At 51.1% G+C, this 22682-nt stretch carries 22 protein-coding genes; 11 read left to right on the top strand and 11 right to left on the bottom strand.

Features of this window, described 5'->3' with window-relative positions:
- Positions 1-559 precede the first annotated feature (559 nt).
- Together B5D32_RS11785 and B5D32_RS11780 are read left to right on the top strand one after the other, a co-directional pair.
- Positions 560-1018, top strand: coding sequence for a helix-turn-helix domain-containing protein (locus B5D32_RS11785; RefSeq protein ID WP_078785227.1), 459 nt, complete (start codon positions 560-562; stop codon positions 1016-1018).
- A gap of 49 nt (positions 1019-1067) precedes the next feature.
- Positions 1068-2003 carry a DUF1848 domain-containing protein gene (locus B5D32_RS11780; protein WP_078785226.1) on the top strand — a complete coding sequence of 312 codons (936 nt, stop codon included), beginning with the start codon at positions 1068-1070 and terminating at the stop codon, positions 2001-2003.
- A gap of 215 nt (positions 2004-2218) precedes the next feature.
- Here B5D32_RS11780 and B5D32_RS11775 read toward each other — a convergent pair whose 3' ends face one another.
- The 3 genes from B5D32_RS11775 to B5D32_RS11765 all read right to left on the bottom strand — a co-directional run bounded on the left by B5D32_RS11775 (position 2219) and on the right by B5D32_RS11765 (position 3905).
- On the bottom strand, positions 2219-2761 hold the full coding sequence (locus B5D32_RS11775; protein WP_078785225.1) for an ECF transporter S component: 543 nt from the start codon (positions 2759-2761) through the stop codon (positions 2219-2221).
- A gap of 143 nt (positions 2762-2904) precedes the next feature.
- Positions 2905-3492: a uridine kinase family protein gene (locus tag B5D32_RS11770; protein ID WP_078785224.1), complete on the bottom strand. Its 588-nt coding sequence runs from the start codon at positions 3490-3492 to the stop codon at positions 2905-2907.
- Positions 3489-3905, bottom strand: coding sequence for a DUF3842 family protein (locus tag B5D32_RS11765; RefSeq protein ID WP_078785223.1), 417 nt, complete (start codon positions 3903-3905; stop codon positions 3489-3491). The genes B5D32_RS11770 and B5D32_RS11765 overlap by 4 nt, the downstream gene beginning before the upstream one ends.
- 2261 nt (positions 3906-6166) lie before the next feature.
- Between B5D32_RS11765 and B5D32_RS11760 the strand changes: the two genes are divergently transcribed.
- The 6 genes from B5D32_RS11760 to B5D32_RS11735 all read left to right on the top strand — a co-directional run bounded on the left by B5D32_RS11760 (position 6167) and on the right by B5D32_RS11735 (position 14142).
- On the top strand, positions 6167-7732 hold the full coding sequence (locus B5D32_RS11760; protein WP_159447038.1) for a replication initiation protein: 1566 nt from the start codon (positions 6167-6169) through the stop codon (positions 7730-7732).
- Positions 7733-8415: 683 nt separating this feature from the next.
- On the top strand, positions 8416-9261 hold the full coding sequence (locus B5D32_RS11755) for a ParA family protein (protein WP_159447037.1): 846 nt from the start codon (positions 8416-8418) through the stop codon (positions 9259-9261).
- A 1-nt stretch (position 9262) separates the two neighbouring features.
- Positions 9263-10534 carry a ParB N-terminal domain-containing protein gene (locus B5D32_RS11750; protein WP_078785220.1) on the top strand — a complete coding sequence of 424 codons (1272 nt, stop codon included), beginning with the start codon at positions 9263-9265 and terminating at the stop codon, positions 10532-10534.
- A gap of 287 nt (positions 10535-10821) precedes the next feature.
- Positions 10822-11298, top strand: coding sequence for a hypothetical protein (locus B5D32_RS11745; RefSeq protein WP_078785219.1), 477 nt, complete (start codon positions 10822-10824; stop codon positions 11296-11298).
- Between the two features lie 405 nt (positions 11299-11703).
- Positions 11704-12597, top strand: a complete 894-nt coding sequence (locus B5D32_RS11740; RefSeq protein WP_078785218.1) for a LysR family transcriptional regulator — start codon at positions 11704-11706, stop codon at positions 12595-12597.
- Between the two features lie 237 nt (positions 12598-12834).
- On the top strand, positions 12835-14142 hold the full coding sequence (locus tag B5D32_RS11735; protein WP_078785217.1) for an L-cysteine desulfidase family protein: 1308 nt from the start codon (positions 12835-12837) through the stop codon (positions 14140-14142).
- A gap of 452 nt (positions 14143-14594) precedes the next feature.
- Here the strand turns inward: B5D32_RS11735 and pcp are convergent, their stop codons facing one another.
- The 8 genes from pcp to B5D32_RS11695 form a co-directional block, all read right to left on the bottom strand.
- The gene (pcp, locus tag B5D32_RS11730) at positions 14595-15227 is read right to left on the bottom strand and encodes a pyroglutamyl-peptidase I (RefSeq protein WP_078785216.1); all 633 of its coding nucleotides are present in this window, start codon (positions 15225-15227) and stop codon (positions 14595-14597) included.
- Between the two features lie 18 nt (positions 15228-15245).
- On the bottom strand, positions 15246-15440 hold the full coding sequence (locus B5D32_RS11725) for a hypothetical protein (protein ID WP_242943458.1): 195 nt from the start codon (positions 15438-15440) through the stop codon (positions 15246-15248).
- 326 nt (positions 15441-15766) lie between these two features.
- Positions 15767-16273 carry a flavodoxin family protein BilS gene (bilS, locus tag B5D32_RS11720; RefSeq protein WP_078785215.1) on the bottom strand — a complete coding sequence of 169 codons (507 nt, stop codon included), beginning with the start codon at positions 16271-16273 and terminating at the stop codon, positions 15767-15769.
- A 3-nt stretch (positions 16274-16276) separates the two neighbouring features.
- Positions 16277-17380, bottom strand: a complete 1104-nt coding sequence (gene bilR / locus B5D32_RS11715; protein WP_078785214.1) for a bilirubin reductase — start codon at positions 17378-17380, stop codon at positions 16277-16279.
- Positions 17364-17789: a bilirubin utilization transcriptional regulator BilQ gene (gene bilQ, locus B5D32_RS11710; protein ID WP_078785213.1), complete on the bottom strand. Its 426-nt coding sequence runs from the start codon at positions 17787-17789 to the stop codon at positions 17364-17366. The genes bilR and bilQ overlap by 17 nt, the downstream gene beginning before the upstream one ends.
- Before the next feature lie 421 nt (positions 17790-18210).
- The gene (locus tag B5D32_RS11705; protein ID WP_078785212.1) at positions 18211-19077 is read right to left on the bottom strand and encodes a TlpA family protein disulfide reductase; all 867 of its coding nucleotides are present in this window, start codon (positions 19075-19077) and stop codon (positions 18211-18213) included.
- Positions 19078-19079: 2 nt separating this feature from the next.
- Positions 19080-19964 (bottom strand): 4Fe-4S binding protein, encoded by an 885-nt coding sequence (locus tag B5D32_RS11700; RefSeq protein ID WP_078785211.1) that lies wholly within the window; start codon positions 19962-19964, stop codon positions 19080-19082.
- Positions 19957-20100 carry a CD1871A family CXXC motif-containing protein gene (locus B5D32_RS11695; protein WP_078785210.1) on the bottom strand — a complete coding sequence of 48 codons (144 nt, stop codon included), beginning with the start codon at positions 20098-20100 and terminating at the stop codon, positions 19957-19959. The genes B5D32_RS11700 and B5D32_RS11695 overlap by 8 nt, the downstream gene beginning before the upstream one ends.
- Positions 20101-20243: 143 nt before the next feature.
- On the opposite strand from B5D32_RS11695, the gene B5D32_RS11690 reads away from it, so the two are divergent.
- Genes B5D32_RS11690 through B5D32_RS15690 form a run of 3 tightly spaced genes read left to right on the top strand, consistent with a single transcriptional unit; the run spans position 20244 to position 22565 of the window.
- On the top strand, positions 20244-20921 hold the full coding sequence (locus B5D32_RS11690; protein ID WP_078785209.1) for a response regulator transcription factor: 678 nt from the start codon (positions 20244-20246) through the stop codon (positions 20919-20921).
- The gene (locus B5D32_RS11685) at positions 20918-22054 is read left to right on the top strand and encodes a sensor histidine kinase (RefSeq protein ID WP_078785208.1); all 1137 of its coding nucleotides are present in this window, start codon (positions 20918-20920) and stop codon (positions 22052-22054) included. Before B5D32_RS11690 ends, B5D32_RS11685 begins: the two co-directional genes overlap by 4 nt.
- The gene (locus B5D32_RS15690; RefSeq protein ID WP_078785207.1) at positions 22002-22565 is read left to right on the top strand and encodes a response regulator; all 564 of its coding nucleotides are present in this window, start codon (positions 22002-22004) and stop codon (positions 22563-22565) included. The genes B5D32_RS11685 and B5D32_RS15690 overlap by 53 nt, the downstream gene beginning before the upstream one ends.
- Positions 22566-22682: the final 117 nt, after the last annotated feature.

Below are 22682 nucleotides of genomic sequence, written 5' to 3'. Positions count from 1 at the left end.
TTCCGGGGTTCATTTTTGTCTCCCGGAAATTGTTGTATTTTGAAGCCCAGGAATCTGTTGTATTGCGCTTCCAACCAGTATGCATTGCTGTGCGGAGCATTCCGCATAAGCTTTTGTAACCAACTCAAAGCAGCGTTACCGTGCCGGAATTGCGTATCGTATCCCATTTCTCTGCAGCTAAACTATGTTCACCCCCATAGGCTCTTTATGGCGGTGTGCAGCTTCTTTACGCATAGCATGTGCCAAATGTTACATTCCGAAAGTTAAATTATTCCGATATATCGTATGATTTTATGGTAAATCGCACATTTCATGTAGCATGCGGCAATATCGGCAAAAATGTGCTGTTTTGCCGCCCTGAAAAGTGTACATTTCTGCACAAATCCACCCAAAAAGCACATTTCTCCTTTGTGTTTTTTTACATAGCTACGCTCTGTAATTACCATTCACCTGTAAAAAATGCACATTGTACATTTTATCGCCTTGCAAAAGACACATTTTCACATTCCGTCTGCTGGACGCCGGTGAAATCACCACCGGGCAGCAAGAGCAGGCCCTTATGGTCGAGATGCTGCAGCAATATTGCGACCGGGTGGCGCGGTACTCTACCGCCGGCTATTCGGTGGTCATCCGCAATATCATCCACTATAACAACCTGCATCTGAAGGAGGACCTGCCCCTTTCCACGCTGACTGCCCGCTTCAACCTGAGCCGCTCTTATCTGTCCGACCAGCTCCACCGGGAAGTGCACAGCAACCTGACCGACTATGTGACCCTGACCCGCATCCAGTTTGCGGCGAACCTGCTCCGGTATCATCGCTACACGATCACACAGGCGGCACAGGAGGTAGGTATCCCGGTTGTACACTACCCGCCTGTTCAAGCGCACCATAGGAGAGACGCTGTCCCACTACGCCCGGTAGAAAGCCATCGAGGCCTAAGAGACGAACCAGCTAAAAAGGAAAATTTTGCAGCGGCGCTCAGCCTCCTTGCAATGCTCTGCAGCATGGTATTATAATTTGTATAGAATCGGCAAGCTGCATGCTGCACCAACAGGAGGGCATTTTATGATTTTACAAACAGGTTTCCGCACCGATATCCCTGCCTTTTACAGCACGTGGTTTGCGAACCGCCTGCGTGCAGGGTTTGTGCTGGTGCGCAACCCTTATGACCCGCAGTCCGTCACGCGGTATGCCATCAACCCGGATGTGGTGGACCTGATCGGCTTTTGCACCAAAAATCCTGCACCGATGTTCCCCCGCATGGAGCTGCTGCGCCCCTATGGGCAGTACTGGTTCATCACGATCACCCCTTACGGACCGGAGATTGAGCCGCATGTACCGCCGAAGGCGCAGGTCTTGCAGGACTTTATCACCCTGTCAAAAATTGTCGGTCCCGATTGTATATCATGGCGGTATGACCCCATTTTTCTTTCCGACACCTACACAGCTGCGCGACATATCGCTGAATTCGAGCAGATGGCATCTGTACTTTCCGGCTATACCAGGACCTGTGTGATCAGCTTTATCGACCTTTATGAGAAGGTACGGCGGAATTTTCCGCAGATGAAAAGCGTCCCACTCACTGAGCGCGAAACACTGGGAAAAGCTTTTGTTGAAATCGGCAAAAAATACGGCATGATGATACGACCCTGCGCCGAGGGCACTGCGCTGGCCCGCTATGGTGCCGATTGCAGCGGCTGCATGACGCAACGGACTTTCGAGGCCGCGCTGCACCGTCCCCTGCGGCTGCCCCCGCAAAAGCCAGCCCGCAAGGAGTGCGCTTGCTGCCTTACGGCGGATATAGGTGCCTACAATACCTGCGGTCACGGCTGCCTATACTGCTACGCCAACGCCAGCCGTGTGACTGTAGCGCAGAATATGCGTATGCACGACCCCGCTTCGCCCTTTTTGGTCGGGCACAGCCAGCCGGGCGATGTGATCCACGAGGCAAAACAGGAAAGCTGGCTGGTCGATCAGATCAGTATGGCTGAGCTCCTCTAGCAGCAGACAGCGGCTGCCGGCCGTTTTCACCGCTGCAACAACAAAAGCTTGCAAGTACAGGCATTTTAGCCTTATTTTGCAAGCTTTTTTTGTTTTCATTTGCGAAAATATGGGGGCGAGCGATTCCTGTTGCTGTATCGTGTAAAGCGAGCTTCAATACAGCCGCACACAGCAAAAAAGGCTGCGCTTCCTGCGCAGCCTCTCAGCAAACGGCCTTATTCGGCGTATTCTTTAACGGCTCCGGCCTTCTGCAGGGCCGCCATCACAGCGGGGATCAGAACCAGCTGCACAATAATACCCGGCACGGCATTGAGCAGTGCGCCCGCCAAGAATGCCTGGGCGGTAAACGCCTTGCCACCCAAGCCCAGCAGCACGACCTCAGCCACGCCCCAGACAAGCCGCCCCGCTGCCATGGCGGTAAGCAGCGCTGCATACACCCCTGCCGCGCCCCTTTGAGCCATACGGCGGTATACCAGCCCGATAACAAGGCCGTAGGTCAGCAGCTCAAAGGCCATCGCAATAGCCACCGGATACATCGGAGGCATCCCGAACAGGACCGAGCGCAGCAGCGGCGCAACAAAGCCCACCGCTGCACCGTACTGCCAGCCGCAGACAAGGCCGCACAAAAGCACCGGAATGTGCATCGGCAGCAGCATACTGCCGATTTGCGGAATCTGGCCCGTCAGCATGGGCAGCACAAGGCATAGCGCCAAGAAAAGCGCTGCATAAGCCAATCTTTTGGAATTCTGGTTTTTCACAACATATCACCCTTATCAAAAAGTTTGAACCGCGCACCCTTCTGGGCACTGCCTTCCTGGCTTTTTCATAAGGGCATTACTGCATCATCTCAAACCCGCCATAGCGGGAGTCACACAGTCATGCCATAGGTTCGCTTACTATATTACACAAAAATCTCCGCCGTGTCCAGTACAAAATCGCAGCGTGCGGCTGGATCATAGGCAGCAAAATAGCCTTCCTCCAGCGGGATCCACCGCTGCACAAAATTTGCGTAGTGTATGCCCTCTCTCGCCTGCAGGCGTGCCTCCTGCACATCAGGCGGGCAGGTAACAAACACGCGCACCGCAAATTCGGTCTGCAGCGCCGGATGCAGGCTGTAGCTGCCCTCTAGAATCGTCAACGGTGCGGCAGCAAACGGCTTAGACGGCAGGAAGGCCCCCGCCGCGCAGCTGTATGCCTTATAGAGCGCGGTTTCTCCGCGCAAAAGCGGCTGCAGAACCTCGTTTCTCAGTCGAATGAAATCTATATTCGCGCCGGGCTGCTCCTGCCAGTTCGCGCAGCGCGCAGCAAGCGGTAGATAGAAATCATCGGTATGCACTACCCGGCAGCCCAGCTGCCCCGCCAGAAATTCCGCCAGTGTAGACTTGCCGCTGCCGCAACGCCCATCAATGGCCAGCAGCGCCGGGCCGTTTTCTGCGGCCAACTGTGCGGCCTGCAGGATCGGGGCGGCGGCTGTTGCCAGCGGCGTCATGCGTCCAGCGCACGCAGCGTAAGTGCTACGGCATTTTGCAGATACTCGTCAAGGCGGCAATCCTGCGTGCCCGCCACAAAGATCCCGCAGCCAGACGCCGGGATCAAAACCTTGGCTGCCTCACTGCCAGAAATCGCCACCGACATTTTGGGTGAAACCTCGCCCATGATGCCGTTAGCCATCAAGATACCGATGGGTCCCAGGATAACATCGGCTCTGGCGGCGTTGTACACCACCGCATTTTCCCCGGTGGCACCGCGCACTGCACCCGCCTTCAGCATGGCGCTGGTTGCCAGCACATTCGTGCCCACTGCCAGCAGCTCGCAATCCGCAGGCAGTTTAGGCAGCAGCAGCTTTGCAAGCTGTGCGCCCATGCCGCCGCCCTGCCCATCAATGATCAAAACTCGTTTCATACCTTACATCCCCTGTCGCTATATGCCCTGCCACTGCAGCGGCTCAGGCTGTCGAAAAACCTCCCTCTGCGAGACAGACTCCCCCGATACGGGGGAGGTGGCGCTTGCGCCAGAGGGGGAGCGGTGCCCCGAAGAGGCGGAGGGAGAAAACCTTGCCATAGCCCGAAATATTTCGGGCAACCGTATAGTTCTCTCCCCCACCGCCTGCGGCGGAGCCCCCTCGCAGAGGGGGCCAAGGGGTGAACGCACCTTTTTCGACAGTCTGCGCCACTGCAGTGGCTTACTTATGTCTACTATTTTACACCCCCGGAGTACGGCATCGCAAGTGGCAAAATGAAAAGGGCTTCTGATTACTTGTAAAAATTCATCGTGCTCCATTTTCCATCAATTCCTGTTGCTGTAACTTTATTTTTGCTTTTTTGTTGCGTTCGCTAAGAGATCTCTTGACTGCCAAGGCGACTGCTCTCGCTGCTATAGCATATCGAAACTTTCCCAAATGCTGTATGCCTTTATAGCAGACGCAAACCCAATCCTGCTGCCAGTCCCCCTCCCCTGCCCTCTTGAGATAACCCTTACCTTATTGGATGGTGTTTGCTTTATGCTTTTTCTTCCTTCGGCATGTGCCATATAACCTACGGGGTGATAATCCGCCTTTCTACCTATTGCAAGGTCCATTCTCTTATTCAGCCTATTTCGTGTTGCGAAGGCTTTCCCGCCCACCTAAAAGAGAGGTTTCTACACTTTAACAATCGGATAATTTCCCTTTTGGGAACAGATTGTATGGACCAATTTGTATATTTCCCATATATTATCCTATTTGTATATTAAATTATATCTTATACAGCCACTCACCTATCCTTTTTATTCACCTTATGTAAGTACATTAAGCCCGCAATCCCTGTAGATTACTGCCGAAAAAGTGGATAAACCCGCTAAAAAGAGGTTTTCTCATCAAGAAGTCATGAAGTCCAGCGAAAAGAGAGGTTTCTACATCTCACTCCCGAAAAAAAATGTTTACTTTGCATTATGCCATACTTTGCACCACTATGGACCTCTCTGGATCATCTTCGCATTACGCTGTGTACATGTTGTATACATTATAATAATATTTCCTTATTGTATTTCTTCTGCGACGATTTTTCCCATTTCTACTATCTTCTCTCCCAGCTTTTTTGGTTTTTCAAGTGCTATTTTCTTCTTTATATCTATATATTGTGGTTTTACATCCTTTTATCACTACGCTGCTTTGGTAGTGTCTTCCTGTACATGGCTGTGTTTTTTCCTCTTTTCTTTCGCTCTTTTGATGTAGAAACCTCTTTTTAGTGCAGATAATTCCTTTTTCGCAGCCCAGTTATATATCGGTATATCGCCTATTATTCTGTTTAAAAATTTTACGCTGTTTATGTGTAGTAACCTCTTGGTTCGCCACTATTACCTTTCCTGTCTCTGCCTATATAGCCTCTCTTTGTGCAAGAATAAGTATGTTAGTTGATCCACAACACCAATATATAGTGTTTTTGAAGCAATTCCTAAAAGGAGGTTTCTACACCGGAAAAAATCGAGCACCTCCTACCGCAGAGATCACTTGCAGCAGCAAAAGGAGGTTCCTACACTCGCGGAAGGGAAATTTTTGTTTCACTCTCTCCCCTGCTTCTATGCACACTATCCTAATTCAAGCGTCAGCGTTTTCCGTTGCTTGCGCAAAGAGAGGTTTCTACACCGGAAAAATCAGCTATCGCACTCTCCACCTATGTTTGCACGGCAATGCTCTCCCGCTATCGCAAAAGCAAGATTTTCACCCTGCACAATTTGTAGCCGCAACAGGCAGTATACAGAAAAAACTTTGAAAACAGAGATTCTTCCACGGCAAAAAAGAGGTTTCTACATGCTTATTTTGGCTGATTGGGCTGTAGCAATCTCTTTCTACAGCCTTTTAAACCTCTTGCATCCGGTGTGGAAATCTCTTTCGCCAAGTGTTTTTTCCTCTCCGCTGCCATGTGGAAACCTCTCTTTCTACATATTATAATAAATAAGTAAGAAGTAAGATATAAGATAAATAATTGTAAAAGAGAAAAAAGCAAAATTTAAAAAAAAGAAAAGCTCCAAACATTTTTCGTTGACAGTCGGCAAATAGTATAGTAATATTATCAGTATAATGATATTTGTGTACCTATTTGTATTGTAACATCTAACGAAAGGAATATATAGCTGTATATCGTAATTATTTTAAGGCCCTTCTTGTACAGCTATAAGTAATGGATATGAACAAAACGAATTCGTCCATTGATGAAAACGAGGAATCTTTAGTTGGAGAGGTCCTTTCTGATGATGAGGTCCGCGAGAAAAAGCAGGCGATTGCGAAATGGCAGCACTCCCCTGTCGGCTTTGGCTCTTACATTACCAAAAGTAATGACCTGATCCAGCGGACAAAGTACTCTCTGCCCAGAAATGAGCAAAAGGTTCTCTTTATGCTCATGTCTAAAATCGACCAGAAAAATGATAAGGATGCATCCAAATATTATTCGATCACTTTCAACGATTTTGCCAAGTTGACCGGAGTGCGCACGGTGGATACGACTTATGCACTGAATCTGAAGGAGACTATAGAAAATTTGGAAAATCGTACCTTCTGGGTCAAGAAAGAACCCGGCAGTAAGGTGTATCGCTCCATTTCCTGGCTGCAAAAAGGTTCTGAGGTCGATTTCGACAAGAAAGAGATTCGCCTGCGCTTTAACCAGGACATCTGGAAGGATATTGCGCAGCTTACCAGCAACTATACCTCTTACAGCATCGAATATCTGCTGATGATGAAAAGCACCTACTCTATGCGCGTTTATGAAATCATACTCTCCTATGACAATGGAAACAGAGACTATGGCTATACGAACGGCCTTGTATTCCAGCCGGTAAATGATGAGATTCTGAATAAGTTCTCCTCAAAGCGCGACGAGCTGACGGGTTATAAGTATAAAAAATTCAATATTGATGAGTTTAAAGGTCTGCTTTCTGCACCCACAGAGGCAGAGAGAGAGTCCACAAAGAGTAAAAAGAAAAAGGATCCGGCATCTGCCGACAAGAAAAAGTTTGACCGGGAAAAACCGCTGTCTGAAAAGTACAAGACTTTTACAGAGTTTGAAAAGAATGTTTTAAAGACCGTTAAGAAAGAAATCAATGAGATGACGGATCTTTGGTTTGACTATGCCCCGGCGCGCAAGCGCGGTGTTCGCAAATATGAATACCTGTATATTTTCATCAAATACAAGACCAAAGCGGAAATGAGGGATGTCCGCTCCTATCATGATAGAAATACGCACGATGACGAAATTGTAAGGGATTCCAGAAAGAAGAAAACCCAGAGTGCGGAAAAAGCAGCCCAGCATATTACAGAGCCATTTAGCACAGATATTTTGAAAATGAAGTATAGAAAAGCAACTACGGAGATCAGAAACAAAGCAGACTATGCTTCGTATGAGGATAAGCTGACGGACAACGAGAAAAATATCTGCAATGATATTTTCACATACACGGCTAAGATCCTGACCAACACCAACAAGTGTGACCAAGCGGAGGAAACACTGGATTCTTTAAACCGAATCATTCATGACAATGCCGGGCTGAAAACATGGGCCCTGGGACTGTGTGTAAAATTTACGGAGATGTTTGACAAAGCAACCGAAAGGAAGTCTGCACAGTATTACCGCACGGTTGTTTATAACGATACGATTGAAAACAGTGCTTTGATTATCGCGGCTGGCAAGCAGAAGCTCGCATCGTTGGATCCGGCGGGAGTGTTTAAGTTTGATATGTCTGTCTTTGAGGATGTATAGGTATTATTTGGCAGCAGCCTGCAAGTTGCAGGCTGCTGCTTTTTGCTGTAAAGAAAAAACAAAGATTATAAGTGACAAATAAATACAAACCGAGAACAGCAACAAGAATTGAAAGATGTGTTGACTCTGTAAGACTGTCAAAAAACTCTAGTAGGGGCGAGCATTGCTCGCCCGTGCCCGTTTGCCTTGTAAGCAAACTATCCCAGGAGATGCGTTGATGCGGTAAGTTGACGGGCAACCAATGGTCGCCCCTATACATGCAATAAGGCAAGAAGGCAATTTTTTTGACGGTCTGAACTCTGTTTCGTGCTGTGAAGCGCGGTGCGAGTATGTAAAGAAATGGCCTATACGAATGCAGATATATTAAAGAATAGCAACAAGAATTGATAGACTTGAAATATCGTTATGGCAGGATGATACCCGGAAAAGAGAATTGACTTTACTTATATCTATGTTATAATTGAAATTACAATAAACAGCAAAAGATGGCTGCAACTATTTTGTGGCGAGGCATAGGCTTCAACATATTCAGCCACGGAAGTGTGATAAAATCGTACAACCGGAAATGGCAAAAAGACATGGAAAATCGATTACAAGAGAATTACAGAACGACAATTCACAGCAACAAGAATTAACGGACACATCCACAAATAACAGCCTTTACAGAAATGAGGAATTGCTCAATGTCTGCAAAAATTATTACAATTGCCATTGAAAAGGGAGGCACGGGTAAAACCGTAACGGCCTCCAATCTTGCCTACCTGATGGGCGATGAGGGGAAAAAAGTTCTTTGCGTGGATACTGATCCGCAGGGAAATCTCACCAAAGCACTCAGCGGCGGCTTGAGCATCACAAGTGATGAATTCTACGGTAAGGCGCTTTATAATCTTTTCGACGGGTTCCTGTATCATAGCAAGACGCGAGACTTTATTATGGAAACGCAGTATGAAAATGTGGATATGATCCCGTGCGATGCGCAGACGCCGCGAATCAATAAGCGCATTGAACTGCTGATTGGCGATGCAGAGCGCCTGAAGGACGGAGATCCGAGGAAGGTTTCCGGTATGGGGGATTTTCTGTACTATTTCCTCAATCAGGTACGTGATGAGTACGATTACATTCTTATTGACACACAGCCTACGCGGGACAGCCTGTTGCTTTCCAATGCAATCTATGCGGCGGATTATATCCTGATTCCAGCCGGCTGTGAGGATAACTCCGAAGAATCGGCATTTCGCCTTTATTATGAATGCAACAAGATGAAGCAAAGCTCCACTTCTCACCTGATGGGTGCCGGTGTGTTGTTGGTGAATGTAGACAAAAGCGCAGCAACAGACAAGAAGATTCAGGAGCATTTTAAGGAAGAACTCGGCACATCGCTGTTCAGCGTTGCAATTCCCACAAGCAAGACAGTGAAAACATCCATTTCCCGCTTTTTGCCTGTGTGCTATATGGCAAAAACGCAGCCTGTGGCAAAAGCCTATGTGAAAGCCTATGAAGAGTTAAAAAAGCGTCTGGAGGTGAAATGATATGGGAATGAAAAGCCCCGCCAAAAAGAAGGAAATCGTAAAACGTTCCCGCCCGACGGATGCAGAGCTGGGCAAAATTGATTCCAATAATGGCGATGCAGGAAAAATTATCAGTGATCTGACCGCAGGGCATAAAAGCATTGAATACGAAGCTCGTGATATTGCACTGTACGATATTCGCGTAAACGCGGACAACGAAATCTTCCGGCAGGCAGATACCCAAGAGGATATTGTGCAGCTGGCGGAGGATATTCAGCGCAACGGCCTGATGCATAATTTGGTGGTGTTTCCGCAGGAAGAAAATGGAAAAACAGTGTATGTCCTTCTCTCCGGTGAGCGCCGCTACCGCGCGATGGAGTACCTCGAAAAGAGAGGAGACGCCACCTGGAACACCATCAAAAACTGCAATGTGATCACAACCAGTCTTTCGGAAAATGAAAAAAAGGTGCTTTTATACAGTGCGAACCTGCAGGTCCGCGGCGGCTTTGCGGATGAACAGATCCGCCGTAAGGCCGTTGCAGAATTTGTGGTCTGCCTTCAGAACGAGCCGTTCAATATGACGGAAAAGGACGCTAAAAAGGCAATTAAGGAAGTGAGTGCAACCACAGCCAAGCAGATCGACCGTGATTTCCGCATCGAGGAAAAGCTGGACAAAGAGCTGCTTCGCCTTTTGGATAACAAGTTTCTGACCCGCATGGAGTGTGAAAGCTATATCACGCTGGAGCCGGAGGAGCAGCATAAAATTGCGCAGTGCTATCTGTTGCTGAGCGCGGTTGATGTGAGCAACTGTGACACCGATGCCCGGGAGCGCCTGCTGCAGGAATGCAACAGCATACATTATGATTTTATACGAGCTATTGACAGAGCCAGAAAAACCAACGAGCCGGATGAGCGGGACGAGCGCCTGAAGACTGCGTTTGCGGAGTGTAAAAACGAAATCCGCCTGCTGCAGAACAGGGTAGGGGAGTACCGTGACGCCGTCAGTCGGCATGATACGGAGAAGGCCGAGGAAATCGCAAAGGATGTGGCCAGGGATCAGGAGGCAAAGCGCGTCGAGAAAAAGGAGCAAAAGAGCGAGTCTGAAAGCGCGACCTTTGTGGAAAAGACGATCCAGCCTGTTGCCAATAAGATTTTTAAGAAAATGAGTTCAACCAGCTATAAGCGCGGCGTCAAAAAGATGTCTCAGGAGCGCCGTGATAATGATGTTGCGATCCTGAATGAACTGATCGAGCAGGCGCAAAGCCTCCGGGATTTGATTGAAGCCGCAAAGTAAGGCAGGGTAGGGGGGAGACACTGTCCCGGTAACAAAGGCAACACCGCACAATTCCCGCCTTACGGCTTAAGCACCGCTCCGGCGGATCTCCGCGCCAAGAGCCGCCGCAAGCGGCGGTTGCGCTCCGAAACGCCTCGCTGCGGCTCGGTGTGCGGCACAGCATCTGCGTTGCCAAAATGCTCGATAAGACATCCAGTATTATCTGCGCTTTTGGCTTAGCAGCTGCCGCACTTCGCTCGCCGTATCGGCACTTAGAATTATGCGGTATTGCCCAAAGGGTGATGCGAATGAAAGAAGAAAAAGTCAAGGTCAACCTTCGGGTAGGGCTCCTGATTCGGGAGACGCTTGTGGATGAGGCTGCTGTGGAGGATATCCGCGTAGGCACCCTGGCCAATCGGCTGCTCCAGTCCGAGATGGATAAGGTCATGAAGGTCGGTGCTGACAACTGCCTGATCATGAACAGCAGGGAATATCTGGCCAGCAAAGCAGAAATCGAGCAGAACAGGGCGGACTACTATCTGTTTCCGGAAACAAAGGTTGTCAGCCGGTTTATTGCTACGCAGTTGGATGACAAGATCTATCCACAAATATCTTTTTACTTTTTGAAAGAGCAGATGGATGCGCTGGAAAAGCTGGTACGAAAGCAGCGGATACCGCAAACGATCCGAAACGGTGTGGTGCACTCCTATCGGTATGTTATCGCCGGTATGCTGCTGAATCATCCGCTTTGCCGTGCGCTGGGAGCATCCGCCAATAATGATTGAACCCAAAGCCCACAGCCGCCGCTGTGGGCGTTTTTTTGTCTGCCGCTGCCCGCAGCAAAACGCGCTGCAGAGGCGTCCACGCACGCGCTCTGAGAGAGGGACGCGCTGAAGACGGTAAACAAAAAGCCCCCACCAGCAAATGCGGGCAGGGGAGGGGGGAGACGCAGTCTTGAAAAAATATAGGGGCGGCACACAGAAATATGCGATGTTGCCTTAGAGCCAGGTACCCTTCCGCAGGTACTGCGGTCAGCACTTTGGTTTCGTCTTCCTTACAATTTGTTTCTATAGAGGGAAAATTTTGCTTGATTTTGGGTTGAGGTGCTATTATACTTTGTGACATAGAATGTGTAAAAAGTATTTACCGCATTATGACTATGTAATTTTGCTATGAATGAGGCTGCGCCTATGTATGTCGATTGGGAATACTACAAGATTTTTTACTTTGTCGCAAAATACCGCAATTTTACCAAGGCGGCCCGCGTGCTGGGCAGCAACCAGCCCAACATCACACATACGATGAACAAGCTGGAGGATCAGCTGCACTGTGTGCTGTTTATCCGCTCCAACCGGGGTGTGGCGCTGACGCCGGAGGGGGAGATGCTCTATACCCGCATTTCCTCGGCTGCTGTGCAGATACAGGATGCCGAGGAGGAGCTGAGCGCCAGCGCGACCTTTGAGCATGGTGCAATCAGTATCAGCGCAACCGAGACGGCGCTGAACATCTACCTGTCGGAACGGCTGCGGGACTTCCATGCGCAGTACCCCGGTATCCGGCTGCGGATCTCCAACCATTCAACGCCGCAGGCGATTCAGGCTGTGAAAAACGGCGAGGTCGATTTCGCTGTTGTAACGACCCCCACCGGTGCAGAGGGGGAGCTGAAAAAAGTTGATTTGATGCCGTTCAACGAAATCCTGGTCGGCGGGAAAACCTTCACGGCGCTGGCAAGCCGGACGCTCTCGTTGCAGGAGCTTGACGCCTATCCGCTGATCATGCTGGGGAACGAGAGCATGAGCCGCCTGTTTTACCGGCAGTTTTTCCTTGAGCACAGTGCAGACCTGAAGCCGGATATTGAGGCGGCCACCACAGACCAGATGATGACGCTGGTAAAGAGTGAGCTTGGCCTTGCCTTTGTGCCGGAGCCGATGGCCCGCAGCAGCCTGCAGCGTCGCAGCATTGTACAGCTGACCCTGCGGGAGGCGATTCCGCAGCGCTCAGTAAGTCTGGTTTATGACCGGCACCGTCCGTTGAATACGGCGGCCCGGGAATTTCAAAAGCAGCTGCTGAATGCGGCCAGATAGGAAAAAGCAGAATAACGCAAAATGTGCCCGCGCAAGCAGGCACATTTTGCGTTATAGGATGCAGAAAACGGAAGTGTTTATGTCCAACCTGTGCATAAAGTGCTCCGGATTGGAACGCCGCCAAAATGCTGTTGCAAAAGGCGGGGAAAATGTCTATACTTGTACTATACAAACCAGCAGACGCGGTATAATACCCCGCTGCGGACACTTTGCAGAGCAACCAAAGGAGTCACTTGTATGGATAAGCAGAGCAGGACCTATCAGGCGTATGTGCAGATCCTGAAAGAGGAGTTGATCCCTGCCATGGGCTGCACCGAACCGATTGCCATCGCCTACGCCGCCGCCAAGGCGCGGGATGTGCTTGGCGGCATGCCGGACAAAGTCGAGATCGGCGTGAGCAGCAACATTATCAAGAATGTCAAGAGCGTCATCGTGCCCAACACCGATGGCATGAAGGGCATTGAAGCCGCCGCAGCGGCAGGCATCGTCGGCGGGCAGGCGGACAAGGCACTGGAGGTCATCGCAGCTGTAACAACGGACCAGAAGGCTGCGATGCGCACCTTCCTGAAGCAGGTGCCGGTCACGGTGAAGGCAATCGACAACGGCTTTATCTTCGACATTATTGTGACGCTGCAGCAGGGGAGCGATTCTGCCGTGGTGCGCATCTGCCAGTACCACACGAATATTGTCCTGATCCAAAGAAACAGCGAAGTGCTGCTGGATCATACCGCGCAGGAGACAAAGCAGCTCTGCGGTGACGCCGCCCCTGCCGAGAGCGGTCTGACAGACCGGGCACTGCTGAACATTGCGGATATCTTTGCATTTGCCGATACCTGCGAGATCAACGACATCCGACCTTTGCTGGAAACCCAGATCCGGTACAACACCCGCATCTCGGAAGAGGGACTGCGAGGGGATTACGGTGCGAACATCGGCTCTACAATGCTGAAATTTTACGGCGAGGATGTGCGCAACCGCGCTATTGCCAAGGCAGCAGCAGGCTCTGATGCCCGTATGAGCGGCTGTGAGCTGCCAGTTGTCATCAACTCGGGCAGCGGCAATCAGGGCATCACGGTCTCGGTGCCGGTCATCGAGTATGCCAGAGAGCTGGGGGCATCCGATGAGACTCTCTGCCGCGCACTGGCCCTCTCCAACCTGATTGCGATCCACGAGAAGGCCGGTATAGGGCGGCTGTCCGCCTACTGTGGGGCCGTCAGCGCGGGCTGTGCTGCGGGCTGCGGCATTGCCTATCTGCAGGGCGCAGACCTGAAAGCGGTCTCCCACACCCTTGTCAATGCACTGGCCATCGTTTCGGGTATTATCTGCGATGGTGCCAAGGCCAGCTGTGCGGCGAAGATCGCCTCCAGCGTGGAGGCGGGCATCCTGGGGTATCACATGTACAAAAACGGCCAGCAGTTCCGCAGTGGAGATGGCATCGTCACAAAGGGCGTTGAAAATACCATCCGTAATGTGGGACTGCTGGGCCGTGAGGGTATGCGCGAAACAGACAAAGAGATCGTGCGGATCATGATGCAGGAGCCGTAAAGCCGTCGCAGGGGAAAACAGGGACTACTTATAGGAAGTGACCTTTATCCCGTATTCCTGCTCGGCCAGCTGCTCCCACCCGGAAAGCTGTGCTTTTGTCGGCGCTGCGGATGCAGACGGGCTTTCCCGCGCTCCTTTTGTAGGATTCTGTCCAAAGTGCGGCGCGTTCGCAGGAGATCTGCGGTTTGGCGTTTACATAGTTTTAGCGTATTTTTTTAATTCGTGCGGTAAGCATTTTCAAATCCCTCCATTCGGAAAACAAGCAACAGAAAAGCCAAAAGGCGTGCAGCACCCAATGAAGTGCGGCACGCCTTTGTGCGCAGACGAAAAAACGGGATCGCGCACCTTGTCTGTGCGTGACCCCGTTGTCCCGTTCCTATTCTGTGATGATGCTATGATTATAGCACGAACCCTAAAAAATGCAAGCACTATTTCGAGAGATTGGGCCTGTATTACCGGTTCACGGTAAGGTCACGCTCGTTTTCGACGACTGCTTCTACCGCAAGCGCAAGGCCGCGCGCGATTTGATGCAGCTCCATGCTGGGTGTTCCCAGCGGCTTGCTGACGGCCTGCTCCATCGCATACGGCACATGGATAAAGCCGCCCCGCATAGCGGGATACTGCCTGTCGATGAGATAGAGCAGCGTATACATCAGGGAGTTGCACACAAAGGAGCCAGCGGTGTAGGAGAGGGCTGCCGGAATACCGGCGGCTCTCATTTTTTGCACCATGGCTTTTACGGGCAGAGAGGTAAAGTAGGCGGGCGCACCGTCCTTCCGGATCGGCTCGTCCATAGGCTGGTCGCCTGCATTGTCGGGGATGTTTGCGTCCGCAAGGTTGATGGCAACTCTTTCCGGCGTGATGGCGGACCGCCCGCCTGCCTGCCCGACACAGATGATCGCATCGGGCCGGTGCTCGTTTACGGCGGCTTCCAGAACGGTACCGGAAAGAGCAAACCGGGTGGGAACCTGCAGCTTGATGATCTGTGCCCCGGCAATGGTGTCGGGCAGCAGTTTGACAGCCTCATAGGCCGGGTTGACGGTCTCTCCGCCGAACGGGTCAAAACCGGTGACAAGGATCTTCATGAAGGAAACCTCCGCGTATTATTTTCTGCGCACGGCAAAACCAAACACAGTGCCGCAGGCGCCGCCGACGATGTGCATAAAGTTGGCTACATTGTCCTGCACGAACAAAATATCATATACCTGCTGGCTCAGATAGAGCGCACCGACAAGGATCAAAGTGAGCGGAATACCGCCGTTCCGGCTGCCGGCTAGGCTGGACAGCATGATGAGCATAAATACAATGCCGGAGGCACCCAGCAGGGCGGATGCGCCTCCTTTGTATGATGGTACCAGTATAGCATATAAGCAGCCGACCTGTCGAAAACAGAGGAAGCGTGCAAATAAAAAGGGCAGACCATAAAAGGTCTGCCCGCGTGCACCTGTGCGCAATTGATAAGCAAATAAAGGGTCTCGCTATGACTGCGGTAAAAGCAGTCATGGCGGCTCAGCAGGGGTGGGTCTGCCGCTGCTTTAAAAAGTGGATCGTCATGACGACGCAGTAGGCCAGCGCCGGTGCGCAGGCAGCCAGACGGAAGAGTGTTTTTAGGACCTACTTTGTATCAGCGCTTTATGCATTGCGCCACGGCATATTTCAATTTCTGCAAATCCGTTTCGTCGGGGTGGGAAACAGCAGTATCAAAGTTTTCAATCATTTTGTCAACGTTTGGGATCGGCAGAGGGCTGTTTTTCATCTTTACATAGCGCTCCCGCACCGATTGCGGCATTTTCCCCTGGCACATGTAGGTGCCGATGACAGTATTGGAAGCACCGAGGCGCTTTTGAACGGAAGAAAGAATTTTGTCAAAATATTCCTGACTGCCGCCGAACCCGGCTGTGCCAAACAGGAACACCTCTTTGCCCTTGAGCGTTTTCAGGAAATCGGTGATTTCCTGATTGCAGCGCCCCTTGTCCGTCCAAAAGCCGATGAAAAGACGCTCTGCCTGCAGAGCCTCCTGTGACGGGGAACCGAAGAAACACAAATCTGCCTGAGGGAGAACAGAGGAAACAACCTCGGCAAGCTGTTTAGTATTGCCGGTCTGGCTGCTGAATACAATAGCGTATTTCACAGGTCATACCTTTTCATAAATGCAATGGGTGCCCTGATGCTGCTGCAAGCCGCCAAGGCATTTTTTGTTGCAGCGAACACAGCGGTGAATCTCCTTGATCTGCCCGGAGGCCACTTTGTTCGGCCATTCCGGGTCAGCCAACAGCTGACGGCTCATGGCAGCACAGGTGATGCGTCCGCTTGCAAGCTGCTGCTCTACAAAATCAGGCTGATTCAGTCCGCCCACGCCAGTGATGGGCTTGTCCGTATACTGGCGCACCTCGTCGCAGAATTTCAGGAAGCAGCCCTGCTCTTTGAAGTACGGGTGGTTGGCCGGGGGAATGGTGTCCTCCAGACTGGAATGGTTCGCCAGCGTTACATGGAAGCTGGTCACACCGGCATCGGTCAGCAGCGGTACAAAAATACCCAGCTCGGACTCCAGCACACCGGCATTGCCATAGTGGGGATCTTCCTGCCGGACGGCCAGCTTGTAGTCGATGGGAATCTCCGGCAGACGGCTGCGGATGGCTTTGACGGCCTCCACCGCAAAGCGGGCACGGTTCTCGGCGCTGCCGCCGTATTCATCCGTGCGGTGGTTAAAGACAGTGGAGCTGAAGCTGCCGCACATGCGGTCACCGTGGACCTGCACCATATCGAACCCGGCTTTGACAGCCAGCACGGCGGCCTCGCCGAAGCCGTTGATGATTTTATGGATCTTGCGGGCGGACAGCTTGCTGATGTAAGGGGCAACCTCGGCATTCAGCAGGGGACGCAGCTCCTCCATGGAAATCTTCTTCGTCAGAACGCCGGGCACGTATTTCAGCATGGCCAGCATATTGGAGTCGGTCTGGTGCAGCTGGGCGCAGATGCGGCAGTCATAGCTGTGGACGATTTCGACCAGCTTCTGATAATGGGCGAAGCCTTTTTTATCAAAAAGAGATTTCTCAAATTGGCTTTTGCCGACGGGGACGTCACCGATGATAACCATGGCGCAGCCGCCTGCGGCGATCTTGCGGATCTTTTCAAAGTATTCGTCCTCCGCAAGGCCAAAGGTGGTAGGGGCAAAAATGATGCGGTTTTTCAATTCCAAACCGCCGTAATTGATGGGGCTGTTAATCGTTTCGTACATGGTGCGGTATCCTTTCTGTTGCTTTTTCCAATAAGGCAAGCAACTGTTCCTTTTCTTTTGCAGTCAGATTCGTCATAAATCTGTCGTCCCAGTCAAAGAATATCCGGTGGGCGGCTTCAAAAGCCTCCTGCCCGCGTTCTGTCAGGTTGAGCAGATAGTGACGCCCTGATTTTTCCTTGGTAATAAAGCCATCGTCAGTAAGACGATTGATGCACCGTTGACTGTGCCCCCAGTCAAGGGACAATGCTTTTGTCAATTCCGAAGGCGTACAGTTCGGCTTTTTTCCGATATATACAATAAAAAACAAAAGCCCGAAATTTAGTCCGACTTCCTGTAGCTTGCCGCCTGTGAAATCCGCAAAGCTGCGGTACAGCATGGCGATGTAGTAGGAAAGGGCCTTTTGATACATGGTGGATGCAGCATCTCCTTTCGTAAAAGAGTATAGCCCATGCGCTTGACTTTGTCAAGTATAAAATGCTGATATACAATCGAAAAGACAAAATATATGCTATAGAGGGAAAGCAAACCGGGCAGTAAGCCCTGGAGCAGGGGACATAGCCAGCCACACGGCGGCGCAGCAAAATACAAACTCGCAGCAGCCAAAGGGTACTTTCGTATCCATGACTGCTGCGAGTTTTTTAAGGCAATACCGCATAATTCTAAGTGCCGATACGGCGAGCGAGGTGCGGCAGCTGCTAAGCCAAAAGCGCAGATAATACTTTGTGTATTATCGAGCATTTTGGCAACGCAGATGCCGTGCCGCAGCCGCCGGAGCGGCGCTTAAGCCGTAAGGCGGGAATTATGCGGTGTTGCCTAAGCTATTTTCTTATTTACTGCTGCGACTGCGCAAGAGCCTCATCGATCAGCTTTTGCAGTGTGGCAGCGTTATCCTCTTTATCAATACCGCCCATAATCGGTTCCCCAACGATGTTGCCCTGACGATCCACAACGCAGGTGGTGGGGAAGGCCATAATGCCGAGGGCAAACTTACCGGCATCACTGGCAGAGTCAAAATAGATGTTGCGGAATGCAGCCCCGGCCTGTTCCAGAATCTGTTTGGCAGCGGCAATGTTGTCCGCGTTGCCATCAAGGGTTTCTGTGTTGATACCGATCACCTCGCCGCCCTGCTCTTGAATGCGCTGATTCAATGCGTTAAGGTCGTCCATCTCGTCCACACAGGGCTTGCAGCCGCTGAACCAGAAATTTACAACGGTGAACGCATTATCGGCAAAAAGACTGCTGCTTACGCTGTTGCCGTCCAAATCCTTTCCTTCAAATTGCGGGAATGTGCTGGCCGTCTGCGTCATAGACTGGCTGGCAGCTTCATCCTGCGGCAGTGCTGCGATCTGTGTTTCGATCTCACGGATTTTGTCCGCATCGGCCTTTAAAGCAGCATATTCTTCATCGGTGAACTGGTCCTTCGCATGATCCAACGCATTCATAAGAATATCACCGTAATTGCTGCTTAGTGTGGTGTCGGTAACATTCTTGTCCATGGAGGCAAAAACCTTTTCCCACAGGGTGTTATTTGCCGCCAGAATATCGTTTTCCTCTGCGATAAGCTCATTTTCAGACTTGCCCGTCTCAGAAGTAGATGCTTGCTGGGAAGCTGCCGCAGTGCTTGTCTGTGTGCTGCTGCAAGCAGCGAGGGAGAGCAGCATCAGAAGGGCTGTGATCCATGCAAAAAAACGTTTCATTGTCAATTCTCCTTGATTTCTGTTTTTGACTTGTCGCCGAAACCGTACTGATAGCAGATCGCTTTGGTCGGACAAGACTTTATACACTTACCGCAGCGGATACACTCCGCGTGGTTTGGTGTTCTGGTAATATCCACATCCATCGGGCACGCTTTTGCGCAGGCACCGCAGGAAACACATGTATCGCGGTCAACGCGCATCTGAAACAGGGATACATGATTCATAAGTGCATAGACCGCCCCCAAGGGGCACAGCCATTTGCAGAACGGGCGGTAAAAAACCACGCTGCCTACCACAACTGCCAGCAGAATGCAGAATTTCCAGCTGAACAGCTTTCCCAAAGCAGCTCGTATGCCCGCGTTTGTAAGAGAAAGCGGAATTGCGCCCTCCAGTACGCCCTGCGGACACAGGTACTTGCAGAAGAACGGATCCCCCATGCCGGATGTGTTGACAATAACAGCCGGAAGCAGTACGACCATGATCAGCAGTACCGCATATTTGATATAGCGCAGCGGTTTCAGGCGTCTGGTTGACAGCTTAGGAGAGGGAATCTTATGCAAAAGCTCCTGCAGCCAGCCGAACGGGCAGAGAAAACCGCAGATGAAGCGCCCCAGCAGCACGCCCAGCAGAATCAAAATGCCGGTAACATAATAGGAAAACCGAAACTTTGACGACCCGACCACAGCCTGAAAGGCCCCGATAGGGCAGGCCCCCGCAGCGCCGGGGCAGGAGTAACAGTTAAGGCCCGGAACGCAGAGATATTTCCCCTTGCCCTGATAAAGCGTTCCTTTGAGAAAATTCGGCAGATGGATGTTTGTCAGTAGTGCTGCACCTGCCTGGATCAGTCCCCGGAAACGGACCAGAAAATGCGAACGATTCTTATCCAATGCCAACACACTCCATACATAATCGAATTGCTTTCGTAAAGACAGTGCCCGCCTCACCGCGCCATGCCCCGTAACCGATCATCATAACGGCAGCCAGCAGAAAAAGCACCTGAACGATTGCCTTTTTGCTCAACATTTCGATCCTCCTTTTTGTTTTGATGAGATCAGTATAGCACAACGGGTATAAATTTTCTGCTAAGAAAAAATTAACGCAGATTTTAGCAAAAGCTGTTATAATGGTAGTAAACAGAAACACAGTTTATATAAGGAGCGTTTATTATGCGTTTGCTGCTGGTTGAGGATGAGCCGTCCCTGCGGGAAAGCGTTGCCAGAAAGCTGCACCGTGCAGGGTATGAAACAGATGACTGCGGTGATGGGGAAACCGCGCTGGAAATGCTGGCGGCAGAGCGGTATGACCTTGTTTTGCTGGATCTGAACCTGCCCCGAGTGGATGGAATGACAGTTCTGCGCACACTGCGAAAGACCGATTTGGAAACGCCGGTTCTGATTCTGTCGGCCCGCAGTGAAATTGCGGACAAGGTGGAAGGCCTGGACGCCGGCGCTAATGATTATCTGGCCAAGCCATTCCATTTGGCCGAACTGGAAGCCCGCGTCCGCAGCCTGACACGGCGGCAGTTTATTCAGCGCAATGTTTGCCTGCGATGCGGCAGACTGAGCTTTGATACCAAGAGCCGGGTGGCTATGGTGGACGGTCAACCTGTTCCACTGACCCGCAAGGAAAGCAGTGTTCTGGAATATCTGCTTCTGCATCAGGGACGCCCTGTCAGTCAGGAGGAATTGATGGAACATGTCTGGGACGGCCGCGTAGATGCGTTCAGCAACTCGATTCGGGTGCATATCTCGGCGCTGCGCAAAAAGCTGCGCGCGGCACTGGGGTATGATCCTATCCGAAACCGCATCGGAGAAGGCTATGAAGTGGGGGAGAGCGAGCAATGAAGCGATTATCTTTGCAATGGCGCATCACACTTATGACGGCATTACTGATTGCGGGTGCCTGCATCTGCCTGAATTTGTTGCTGTATCGCTCCGGCGCCTCTGGTATGGACAATCTGAACGGGTACGTTTTACAATATCAACAGGACGGCGGGGAGGATCTGACCATAGAGATCCCCGAAGATCAGATGTCAGACTTTCTGGTGCAATTCTCGCAAGAGGTTTACGATACAAAGACGATTTTTGGCCGCAAAGGGTGGTGCATTACGGCAGTGGTGACGCTGTTCAGCGCAGCGATTGCTTATTTTATCAGCGGCAAAGCGCTGGAACCACTGAAAGAGCTGGCACAGCAGGCCGAGAAGGTCGATCAGGATAATCTGGTTGATGTACGGCTGGAAGAAAATACCGTTGCGGAATTTCGGCAGCTAAGTCAATCTGTCAATCAAATGCTGAATCGCCTGGCCCATTCCTTTGACCTACAGCGGCAGTTTGCCGGGAATGCAGCCCATGAGCTGAAAACACCGCTGGCCATCATGCAGGCAAAACTGGAAATCTTCGCCGAAGATCACATGAATACGGACGCGGAAACCGCAGAGCTGGTACATTTTCAGACAGAGCAGATAGCCCGTTTATCGGCGCTTGTACGGACCCTGCTGGAAATGAGCAATTTGCAGGCCGTTCCGCGGGATGACTGCATTGAGCTTGCGCCGCTGGCAGATGAAATTGTGACGGATCTGACGCCGCTGGCCCAGAAAAAGCAGATCACCTTGCATCAGGAATGTGAGGATATTCATATTATCGGAAGCGATGCCCTGATTTACCGTATGCTGTTCAACCTTGTGGAAAATGCAATCAAGTACAATCAGCCGGGCGGTTCTGTGCAGATTACGATCAGCCAGTCAAATGGCAAAGCAATACTGCGCGTTGCAGATACCGGCTGCGGTATTCCCGATGAATACAGGACCAGCATCTTTGAACCGTTTTTCCGTGTGGACAAATCCAGAAGCCGCGAAATGGGTGGCGCAGGACTGGGTTTGGCGTTGGTGCGGGAAATTGCAGCACTGCACGGCGGTACAGTACAGGATGAGCCGGCAGAAGGGGCAGGAACCGTATTTACCGTTGCGCTGCCCATGTAAAGCGGAAATAAAAGTCATCGGCAGGGAGAACGAGATGACGGGAGCAGGGGGCATCGGGAAGCAAAAGCCTCCCGTAAAAGAGAAATGCACAAGTTCGCTAAATCAAAGTTTAGCGAACTATAGGGGGCTGCCTTTTGCGGTGTGTTGCAGTAGACCTTATATATATAGTATATCAGACCGTCAAAAAATTGCATTTTTGCCTTATTGCGTGTGTAGAGGCGACCATTGGTCGCCCGTCAACTGTTTCGGCGTGATCTATATGGATATTATGATGCCGCGTATGAACGGCTGGGACGCCGCCAGAACCATCCGCGCCATGAACCGCCCCGACGCGGAAATCATCCCCATCATTGCCATGTCCGCCAATGCTTTTTCCGAGGATATTATGGACAGCCGTCTGGCGGGCATGGATATTCACCTGGCCAAACCGCTGGACGAAGCCAAGATGATCAACGCCTTAAAGCAGTGCATCGCCGAACGGAGTGCCGTAAAGCTGCGGAACGATTTGTAACGCTTTGCAGCGGCCAACCTAAGGCAACACCGCATAATTCCCGCCTTACGGCTTAAGCACCGCTCCGGCGGCTGCGGCACGGCATCTGCGTTGCCAAAATGCTCGATAATACACAAA

Source organism: Gemmiger formicilis (genome assembly GCF_900167555.1).
Taxonomy (GTDB): Bacteria; Bacillota; Clostridia; order Oscillospirales; family Ruminococcaceae; genus Gemmiger; species Gemmiger formicilis.
Note: the sequence above shows the minus strand (reverse complement) of the source record. Positions and strands in the feature narration are given on the sequence as shown.